The sequence below is a fragment of the Haloferax gibbonsii ATCC 33959 genome (assembly GCF_000336775.1).
In the GTDB taxonomy this organism is placed as follows: Archaea; Halobacteriota; Halobacteria; order Halobacteriales; family Haloferacaceae; genus Haloferax; species Haloferax gibbonsii.
The window spans coordinates 1-9,438 of the sequence record NZ_AOLJ01000016.1 but is presented as its reverse complement, the minus strand read 5'-3'; the positions used below and the strand labels follow the sequence as shown (position 1 = coordinate 9,438).

Here is a 9,438-nt window from a genome sequence, read left to right as displayed (position 1 = left end):
GCTCAGAGATGTGTATAAGAGACAGGGCCGAGCGTTTGAACGCCCCGGTCCGACGGGACCGTGCGATGGGGTGTCGGGCGCTCGGTCGCGCCTACAGCCCGGTCGGGTGGCTGACGTACTCGGTCTCCAGCCCCCACTCGTCGGCGAGGTCCCGCAGGCTCCGAACCCCGAACGTCTCGGTCGCGTAGTGCCCCGCGAGGAACACCGAGATGCCGGCCTCGCGCGCCTCGTGGTACACCTTCTGTTTGCCCTCGCCGGTGACGAGCGCGTCGACGCCGCGGTCGATGGCCTCGTCCAGCCAGTCGACGCCGGAGCCGGTGACGATAGCGACCGACGAAATCTCGTCGGGGCCGAAGTCGAGGGCGGTCGTGCCCGCGCTCCCGTCCAGTTCGTCGAGCGCCGCCCGGACCTCGTCGGTCGTCTTCGGCGACGCGAGCTCCCCGGCTTGCCCGATGTGAATCGGTCCGAGCGACCCGAACGGCTCGGTGTCTGTTAGGCCGAGGTGGTCGGCGACGCCGGCGGCGTTGCCGACTTCCTGGTGGCCGTCCAGCGGGAGGTGCGAGACGTAGAGCGCGAGGTCGCCGCGAATCAGCGGCTCGATGCGGTCGAAGTCGCGGCTGGTCACCCGGTCGAGACCGCCCCAGACGAGGCCGTGGTGGACGACGAGGAGGTCCGCGTCGGCGTCGAGCGCGGCGTCGATGGTCGCTTCCGCGGCGTCGACCGCGAAGGCGACCTTCTCGACCGATTTCTCCTCGGGGCCGACCTGCAGGCCGTTGGCGCTGGCGTCCACGTCGGCGAAGTCGTCGGTCGCGAGCGTCTCGTCGAGTCGGGCGACGATGTCGGAGAGCTGCATACCGGGGAGTCGTGACTCGGGGACTTGTAAGGAACGGGGTTCGCCGCGGGGTCGGTTACTCGTCTGCCCACTCGGCGGCGTGCGAGAAGACGAACTCCCGGAGGAGCTTCGCCGCCAGCGACGCGGCCTGTCCGTCGTCGCGGTCGTTGACCTCGACCACGTCGAAGCCGTCGGCGCGGGGCGCGACCGCCCGGACCGCGTCTCGCATCTCCCGGGAGGTGAGCCCGAACGGCTCTTTAGTACCCGTGCCGGGTGCGAACGCCGGGTCGGCGGCGTCGATGTCGACGCTCAGGTAGACGGACTGGTCGTCGTCGAAGTCGGGTTCCCAGTCGGGGACGGCTTCGGGTTCGACCACGGTCACGTCGCCGGCCTCGGCGCGCTTCCACTCGCCGGGCGAGCCGGTTCGCGCGCCGAGAATCACGGCCTCGTCGACGCCGAGTTCGTCGAGGACGCGACGGGTGACGGTGGCGTGGCTCCACTCGTTGCCGTCGTACTCGCGCCGGAGGTCGAGATGGGCGTCGAGACAGACGAACACGTCGGGTTCGACGCCGGTGACGCCGGCGGCGGTGACGGTGTGCTCGCCGCCGAGGACGATTGGGACGGCGTCGTCCCAGACGGCGTCGCGGACGCTCCCGGCGAGCCATTCGACGTACTCAGGTGCGTCGTCCCACGCGCGGACGTCGCCCGCGTCGTGGACGCGTAAGTCAGTGAAAAACTGGTCGGTGCGCCGGTCGTAGTCGTCGAACGACTCGGCGAACCGACGGATTCGATTCGGTCCGAAACGGGTTCCGGGTTGGAAGGACGTGGAGATGTCGAGCGGAGCGCCGAGAAGGACGTAGTCGGCGACCTCGCGGTCTGCGATTGCTCCGGGGAACATCTCTGTGACCCCCGTTTAGACGATTTTTCGCTGGCCTTCGTACTCGAGGTACTCGATCTCGTCTTCGGGGTTGAGGTCTTCTTCCTCGGGGATGCGCATCGTGAACGTCTGGTAGGTCTCGAGGTCCATGATCTGGGCGTCCTCGCCGGTGACGGAGACGACCTGACCCTGCTTCCGCTCGATGATGGGGACCCACACCTTCGCGTCGACAGGCTGGGAGAGCGAGCGCTTCTTGCTGTCGAAGACGCCGCGGGCTTCGACGCGCGCCTTCGCGCTGCCGTGCTTACCGGGCTTTGCGGTACTGTAGGCGTTGATTTTGCACGGCTTTTCTTCCATCATGACGTAGCTCCCTTCTTGGAGCTCGCGCACCTGCTTCTGCTCTTTCGCCATGTCTCTCCGTTATCGGATGGAGGGTATAAACGGTTTGGAACCGTCCTCGCACGCGACTCCTTGCCGTGGAAATCGCGGGCGGAGACCCCGATCGGTCAGGCATCTTCGACCGGGTCGACCTCGGCCATCTCGGGGTCGAACCACGTCCCTGCGGCGTCGCGTCTGGCGAGGCTCCCGAGCGCCCCGGAGGCGACGTTCGGGAGCGAGAGCGCCAGCATGATGGCGGTCGTCAGCTCGCCCGCCGTCTCGAACATCGGGATGAGGTACTGGAACGGAAAGAGAATCGGCGTCCGTTCGAGGAAGGTGAGAAGCACGGAGACCGGCATGAGCAGACAGCCCCAGACGACGCCGGCCATGAGGCCGTGCCAGCCGCCGTCGGCGGGGTCGGTGCCGACGACGTAGCCGGCGAGCGCGCTCCCCGTGACCCCGCCGACGAGGGTGAACTGGCCCGTCATCGCGTAGACGAGCGATTCGGTGCATGCGGCGAGACACACCCCCACGAACACCGGTCGCCACTCCGTCATGAGCGAGAGTGTATCGGCGAGAGCGCATAAAATTACGCGCCCGATTCTCAGCGTTGATTACTCTCTGCGGCGCTCTTTGAGGTTCTGCCGGGTGAACTGCGGCGTCGCCCGGATCCCTTTCCGCGAGCGGAACGACCGCCAGAGGAGCAGGGCGACGAGGCCCGTCGGCGCGCCCGCCGCGCCGACCGCGACGAGGTTCTCCGGGTTCAGCGCGTAGATGATGACCGTCGAGACGAAGCCGAACGACAGGAAGATGCCGTAGATGAGCCGCTTGGCCAGCTTGTCGAGGATGCCGCGGTTGTCCTCCAGCCGGACGTTGAGCGTCAGGTTGTCGCGGTCGGCCCGGTCGAGGACGCGTTCGAGCTTGGGCGGCACGCGGAACAGCGACTGGGCGGTCTTCTGGCCCTGCTGGCCGACGCCCTCGATGATTTTCTGGACGCTCTCTTCCCGGTAGCCTTCCTCCGTCAGGTAGTCGGTCGCCACCGAGATGAAGTCGAACTCGGGGTCGAGCGTGACGCAGACCCCCTCGACGACGCCGGCGACCCGGAGCACGAGCGCGAGGTTCCGCGGGAGCCGAAGCGGGAACTCGTAGATGGTCGATTCGACCTGTTCGAGGATCTGGTTGACCCGGTACTGCTCGATGTCGTCGCCGCGGGCGTCGGCGATGGCGAGTTCCATCACGTCGCCCATCACCTGCCGGTCGACGTTCGGGCTGAGCGTCCCCATCTCGATGAGCGTGTCGAGGATGCCGTCGACGTCCTGGTTGGCGACGGCGATGTAGAACTCCACGATCTTGTCCTGGATGAACGGGTCGACCTCGCCGTGCATCCCGAAGTCGTAGAAGATGATGCGGCCGTCGTCGGTCACGGAGAGGTTCCCCGGGTGGGGGTCGGCGTGGAAGACGCCGTCCTCGACGATCATCTGGAGGTAGATTCGCTGGAGGTTCGTCGCCAGTTCGGTCCGGTCGACGCCGAGGTCGTCCAGCGCCTCGATGTTGTTTATCTTGGTCCCGGGGAGGTACTCCATCGTGAGCACTCGGTCGTCGGAGCGCTCGGGTATCGGTTCGGGGATGACGAGCGTGTCGTCGTCCGCGAAGTTCTCCTGAATCTCGACGAGCGTCTCGGCCTCCTCGTCGTAGTCCATCTCCTCGCGGATGGTCTTGGCGAACTCGTCGGCGAGGTTCTCCAGCGAGAACGCTCGCCCCTCGCCGATAAAGCGCATGAGAAGCGGCATCGACCACCGAATCACCCGGAGGTCGGCCTCGACGAGGTCCTCGATGCCGGGCCGGCGGACCTTGACGGCGACCTTTTCGCCTTCGTACTCGGCGACGTACACCTGCCCGAGGCTCGCGCCGCTTATCGGCTCGGTGTCGAACGCGTCGAACGCCTCCTCGACGGGGCCGAGTTCCGCTTCGAGGACGGCCTTCGACTCGTCCCACGGCGCGGCCGGCACGTCGTCCTGGAGGCTCCCGAGCACCTCGATGTACTCCGGGGGGAGGATGTCGGGGCGCGTCGACAGCAGTTGGCCGAGCTTGATGAACGTCGGCCCGAGCGTCAGTAGCGACTCCAAGAGGACGTCGGCGCGCTTGATACGCATCTCGGTCGTGACGCGTCGACCGCCGCCGAACAGGAGGTATTTCCGCTTGTCACGGGTGTACGCGACGATGAGCGGGAAGAACTGGTACAGGACGACGAGGAACCGCCAATAGGCGCGGAGGTTGACCAGCGTGACCACCGCCTCGTCAGGCGTCTTCGTCGCCGGTGGTAATGGGGATGGTCCGCTCGGAGGCGGCCTCGCGCTTGGGGAGCCGGATTTCCAGCGTCCCGCGTTCCATCGACGCCTCGGCCTCGTCGGCCACGGCGTCAGGCGGAAGGGGGACTTCGGCGTCGAGGAACAGCGGGCGTTCCTCGCGGACGTAGTCGAACTCGGCTGGAAGCCGTTTGTCGCGTCGCGCTTCGACGACCAATCTGCCCTTCTCGACTCGGAGCTCCGCCGTCTCGGCGGTCACGCCCGGGAGGTCGAGGACCAAGAGGTAGGACGTCTCGGACTCCAACAGGTCGGCGAACACCGCGTCCGGGAGGTCGGACAGCGCGTCGCGCAGTGCTGACATGAACGTTCATAGGGAGTCGGGGTCGAAAAACCCGGCGGTCTCGCGCGAGCGCGCGAGCGCGCGAGCGCGAAGACGCAACGGCGCGGCTCGGGAATCGCCCGCCGACGCGTTCGAGGCCGACGCTTTTTGCCCCCCGAACCGAAGGGCCGGTATGAACCACGACGACCGACGCACGGCCGGGTTCAAGCAACGAACGCGGCTGTCGGACGCCCGCGAGTCGCTCCTCGCGGCGGCGACGCCGCACGACCGAACCGTGCGCCGACCGCTCGCCGAGGCCGACGGCCGGGCGCTCGCGGAAGACGCGGTCGCCCCCACCGACGTGCCCGGCTACGACCGCGCCGCCATGGACGGCTACGCCGTCCGCGCGTCGGACACCTTCGGCGCGAGCGGCCGCTCGCCGAACGTCCTCCGAATCGTCGACGGCCCGGTCGAGCCGGGGACGGCCGCCCGCGTCCACACCGGCAGCGACGTGCCCGACGGGGCCGACGCCGTCGTGATGGTCGAACACACCGAACGGCTCGGCGACGAACTCGAAGTGTTCGACGCGCTTGCGGAGGGCGAGAACGTCGGCGAGCGCGGCGAGGACGTGCGCGAGGGAACGCCGCTGTTCGAGGCCGGCCACGAGCTTCGCCCGTCGGACATCGGCCTGCTTCGCTCCGTCGGCGTCGAGGAGGTGACGGTGTTCGAACGCCCCCGCGTCGCGGTCGTCCCGACCGGCGAGGAACTCGTCGAGGCCGACCCCGGTCCCGGCGAGGTCATCGAGACCAACGGCCTGACCGTCTCCCGACTGGTCGAGCGCTGGGGCGGCGAGGCGAGCTACCGGGACATCGTCGTCGACGACGCCGACCTGCTCCGCGAGGCCGTCGAATCGGACCTCGACCACGACGTGGTCGTCACCACCGGCGGGTCGTCGGTCGGCGAGCGCGACCTCATCCCCGAGGTCGTCGACGACATCGGCGAGGTGCTGGTCCACGGCGTCGCGCTCAAACCCGGCCACCCGGTCGCGGTCGGCGTCGTCGAGGACACGCCGGTCGTCATGCTGCCCGGCTACCCGGTCGCCTGCGTCGTCAACGCCTTCCAGTTCCTCCGGCCGGTGCTGAAGCGCGTCGGGTCGCTCCCCGAGCGTCCCCTGCCAACGCAGGAGGCGACGCTCACCAGAAAAATCCCGAGTTCGCCCGGGACGCGGACGTTCGCCCGCGTCCGACTCGACACGTCGGGCGACGAACCGACCGCCGAGCCGACCCGGACGAGCGGGTCGGGCATCCTCTCCAGCGTCGCGCTCGCGGACGGCTGGGTCGTCGTCCCCGAGGAGATTGAGGGCTACGACGAGGGCGACACGGTCGCCGTCGAGGGCTGGGAGTGGTCCGCATGAGAAAGCAGTTCCGCGACCTCGCCTCCCCGGAGGAAGCGCGCGAGGCCATCGCGTCGCTCCACCTGACGCCCGACGCCGAGACGGTGGCGCTCGAAGACGCCCGCGGCCGCGTCCTCGCCGAGCGAATCGACGCTGAACTCGACGTACCCGGCTTCGACCGCGCGAGCATGGACGGCTACGCGGTCCGCGCCCGCGACACCTTCGGCGCGGACGAGGCCGACCCGGTCGAACTCGACCTCGCCGGGGCGGTCCACGCCGGCAGCGAACCGGACGTGGCGGTCGACCCCGGAACCGCCGTCGAAATCTCCACCGGCGCGGTGATGCCGCCGGGCGCGGACGCCGTCGTCATCGTGGAGCGAACCGACGAGCGAGACGGCTCGCTCGTCGTCTACTCGGCGGTCGCACCCGGTGACAGCGTGATGCCCGCCGGGACCGACATCGCCGCCGGCGCTCGCGCCCTCGGCCCCGGAACGCGCCTGACCCCCCGCGAAATCGGCCTGCTGTCGGCGCTCGGCGTCGACGAGGTGCCGGTCCGCGGGAAGCCCACCGTTGGCATCGTCTCGACCGGCGACGAACTCGTCCGACCGGGCGACGAACTCCGCCCGGAGGCGGGCGAAATCTACGACGTGAACTCCTACACCATCGCCGCGGGGGTCGAAGAGGCCGGCGGCGTGCCGAAGCTCTACCCCCACGCGGGCGACGACTACGGGGAGTTGGAGCGCCTGCTCCGACGGGCGGCCGACGAGTGCGACCTCGTGCTCTCGTCCGGGTCCACGTCAGCGAGCGCGGTCGACGTCATCTACCGCGTCGTCGAAGAGCGCGGCGAACTCCTGCTGCACGGCGTCTCCGTCAAGCCCGGGAAACCCATGCTCGTCGGCACGCTCGGCGAGGGAAGCGCCTACGTCGGCCTGCCCGGCTACCCGGTCTCCGCGCTCACCATCTTCCGGACGTTCGTCGCGCCGGCAATCCGCGACGCCGCCGGCCTCCCGGAGCCCCGGACCGCGACGGTCGAGGGGACGATGGCCACCCGCGAGCGGTACGCCGAGGGCCGGACGCGGCTCATGCCGGTCGGACTGGTCGCCGACGGCGACGGCGAGACGCTCGTCTACCCCGTCGACAAGGGCTCGGGCGCGACGACGAGCCTCGTCGAGGCCGACGGCGTCGTCGAAGTCGCCGCCGACGTGGAGTACCTCGCCGAGGGCGAGTCGGTGACGGTCCACCTGTTCTCGCCCGACGTCCGCGCGCCGGAACTGCTCGGCGTCGGCGAGGACGACCCCGCGCTCTCGCGCCTGCTCGACCGCGTGTCGTCGCCGCGGTACCTCCCGTTCGGCTCCCGCGAGGGCCTGCGACGGCTCAGGGACGACATCGCCGACGTGGCCGTCGTCGCGGGCGACCGGGGCGACGCAGTCGAGGAAATCGACGCGGTCGAACTCGGCTCGTGGACGCGCGAGTGGGGCCTCGTCGTCCCCGACGGCAACCCCGACGGGGTGTCCGGACTCGCGGACCTCGTAGACGACGACCTCCGGTTCGTCAACCGCGATTCGAACTCCGGACTGCGGACCGACCTCGGGAACGCCGTCGCCGCCCTCGCCGACGAGCGCGGGACGACCAGACACGAACTCGTCGAGGCCATCGAGGGGTTCGACCGCGGGACGAAAGCGTTCGAGAGTCCGGCGCGGGCGGTCGCCGCCGGCCGCGCCGACGCCGGTCTCGGCCTCCGCGCGACCGCCGACTCGCTCGGGCTTGATTTCGTCTCGCTCGGAAAACAGCGGGTCGCCGTCCTCGCGAACCCCGCCCGGACCGAGAAACCCGGCGTCGCCTCGCTTCGCGGCGTGCTCGCGGCGAGCGGCGATTTACTTGCCGACCTCGCAGGGTTCGAGAGGACCTAAGCGCCGCCGTAACCCTTTAGAAAGCGGCCGTGACCCGTTTAGATATTCGTCTCCCGCTGAAGTATAAAATAAGTAGAACGTTTTTATCCGCGTAGCGTGTACAACTGGTATATGAACAGCCCTCTGAAGGTCCTTCACGTCGACGACGACCCCGAGATGCTCGCCCTCTCGGAAGCCGCGTTCCGCCAACTCGACGCCGTCTCTCTTCTGACCGCCGAGTCGGCGACCGAGGCGCTCGGCGTCATCTCGGCCGAGTCGGTCGACTGCGTCGTGAGCGACTCCCTCGTGCTCCCGAACGGGGTGCCACTCGTCAAAGCCGTTCGACAAGAACACGCCGATATCCCCATCCTCCTGTTCACGGCGAAGTCGTGGCCCGAGGTCGCCGACGTCGCCTCGACCGCCGGCGTCACCGAGTACGTCCAGAAAGCAGGCCCCGGCGACCTCGCGACGGTCCTCCAGCGGGTCCGGAGCCTCGTCGACGACGACAGCGTCGACTCCGCGCTCGCGGTCGGTGCCTCCGCGGTCACGCAGGCGCTCGAAGAACACGCTGACGCGGCCGCCGAGGCCACGTTCAGCCTCGACGACAACTGGGAACTCGTCGGGCAGTGGCTCGGCGACGAGGAACTCGGCATCGTCGTCGTCGAGGCCGTCGAGTCCTACGGCGGGCTCTCGGCCATCGAGACCCCGCTGTACGAGTACATCGACACCGACGCGCTCGAAGAACTGCTCCGGCCCGTCGTCGAGGCCGAAGAGCGCCCCGGCATCGAAGTCCGGTTCCCCTACGAGGACATCCAGGTCGCCGTCACGAGCACCGGCGACATCTTCGCCCGGCCGACGCCCGAGCAGACGCTGTCCTGAGCGCACTCCTCCGAGCGTCGATCTCTCTTTTCTTCTCTCTGGACGGTCGCGACCGTCGAATCACCGCTTCGGACGGAACCCGCCCGTTCAGCCGGACCGAACGAGGTCGTCGAAGCTCTCGACGCGGTACTCGCCGAGCACGCAGCGCCCGCGGTGTTCGGGTCCGTGTCGCTCGACGTGGATGCCGTCCAAGCCGGCGTTCCACGCGGCTCCGATGTCGCTTTCGCCGTCGCCGGCGAGGACGCCCGCGGTGCCGCCGTCGGTCAGGACTCGGTCGTCGAGTCCCAGTTCGCCGATAGCGCGTCGCACCGGCGCGGCGTCGGGTTTCCACCCCGTCTCCTCGGTACAGCAGACGACGGCGTCGAACCAGTCGCGCACGTCGAGGTGGTCCAACACGGGGTCGGTCAGGAACTGCTGGCAGTGCGTGACGATGCCGACCGGTCGGCCGGCGGCGTGAATCTCTTCGATGAGGCGCTCGGCGTCGTCGTGGAGGTACGTCACTTCTGCTCGCTTTGCGGGGTCTTCCTCGCGGTGGAACGCGGGCCAGAACTCGGCGGGGTCGATG

At 69.0% G+C, this 9,438-nt stretch carries 10 protein-coding genes; 3 read left to right on the top strand and 7 right to left on the bottom strand.

The features are described from left to right. Positions 1–91: 91 nt before the first annotated feature. From C454_RS10845 to C454_RS10820, 6 genes are all read right to left on the bottom strand, one after another. Positions 92–853 (bottom strand): Nif3-like dinuclear metal center hexameric protein, encoded by a 762-nt coding sequence (locus C454_RS10845; protein WP_004975525.1) that lies wholly within the window; start codon positions 851–853, stop codon positions 92–94. A 55-nt stretch (positions 854–908) separates the two neighbouring features. Continuing rightward, a complete protein-coding gene (gene speB / locus C454_RS10840; RefSeq protein WP_004975523.1) occupies positions 909–1,730 on the bottom strand; it encodes an agmatinase in 822 nt (273 codons plus the stop codon). 15 nt (positions 1,731–1,745) lie between these two features. Continuing rightward, entirely contained in the window at positions 1,746–2,120 is a 375-nt protein-coding gene (locus tag C454_RS10835) for a translation initiation factor IF-5A (RefSeq protein ID WP_004062652.1), read from the bottom strand. Between the two features lie 95 nt (positions 2,121–2,215). Next, entirely contained in the window at positions 2,216–2,644 is a 429-nt protein-coding gene (locus tag C454_RS10830; protein ID WP_004975521.1) for a DUF5518 domain-containing protein, read from the bottom strand. A 57-nt stretch (positions 2,645–2,701) separates the two neighbouring features. Then, the gene (locus C454_RS10825) at positions 2,702–4,378 is read right to left on the bottom strand and encodes an ABC1 kinase family protein (protein WP_004975520.1); all 1,677 of its coding nucleotides are present in this window, start codon (positions 4,376–4,378) and stop codon (positions 2,702–2,704) included. 7 nt (positions 4,379–4,385) lie between these two features. After that, positions 4,386–4,754 carry an Hsp20/alpha crystallin family protein gene (locus C454_RS10820; protein ID WP_004975518.1) on the bottom strand — a complete coding sequence of 123 codons (369 nt, stop codon included), beginning with the start codon at positions 4,752–4,754 and terminating at the stop codon, positions 4,386–4,388. A gap of 151 nt (positions 4,755–4,905) precedes the next feature. Here C454_RS10820 and C454_RS10815 point away from each other — a divergent pair, with 151 nt between their 5' ends. From C454_RS10815 to C454_RS10805, 3 genes are all read left to right on the top strand, one after another. Continuing rightward, positions 4,906–6,126 carry a molybdopterin molybdotransferase MoeA gene (locus C454_RS10815; RefSeq protein WP_004975516.1) on the top strand — a complete coding sequence of 407 codons (1,221 nt, stop codon included), beginning with the start codon at positions 4,906–4,908 and terminating at the stop codon, positions 6,124–6,126. Further along, on the top strand, positions 6,123–8,015 hold the full coding sequence (locus tag C454_RS10810; protein WP_049905099.1) for a molybdopterin biosynthesis protein: 1,893 nt from the start codon (positions 6,123–6,125) through the stop codon (positions 8,013–8,015). Before C454_RS10815 ends, C454_RS10810 begins: the two co-directional genes overlap by 4 nt. 111 nt (positions 8,016–8,126) lie before the next feature. Next, positions 8,127–8,873, top strand: coding sequence for a response regulator (locus tag C454_RS10805; RefSeq protein ID WP_004975512.1), 747 nt, complete (start codon positions 8,127–8,129; stop codon positions 8,871–8,873). Positions 8,874–8,960: 87 nt separating this feature from the next. On the opposite strand, the gene C454_RS10800 is transcribed toward C454_RS10805, so the two are convergent. Beyond that, on the bottom strand, positions 8,961–9,438 hold a 478-nt coding region (locus C454_RS10800), incomplete at its 5' end, for an HAD family hydrolase (protein ID WP_004975510.1).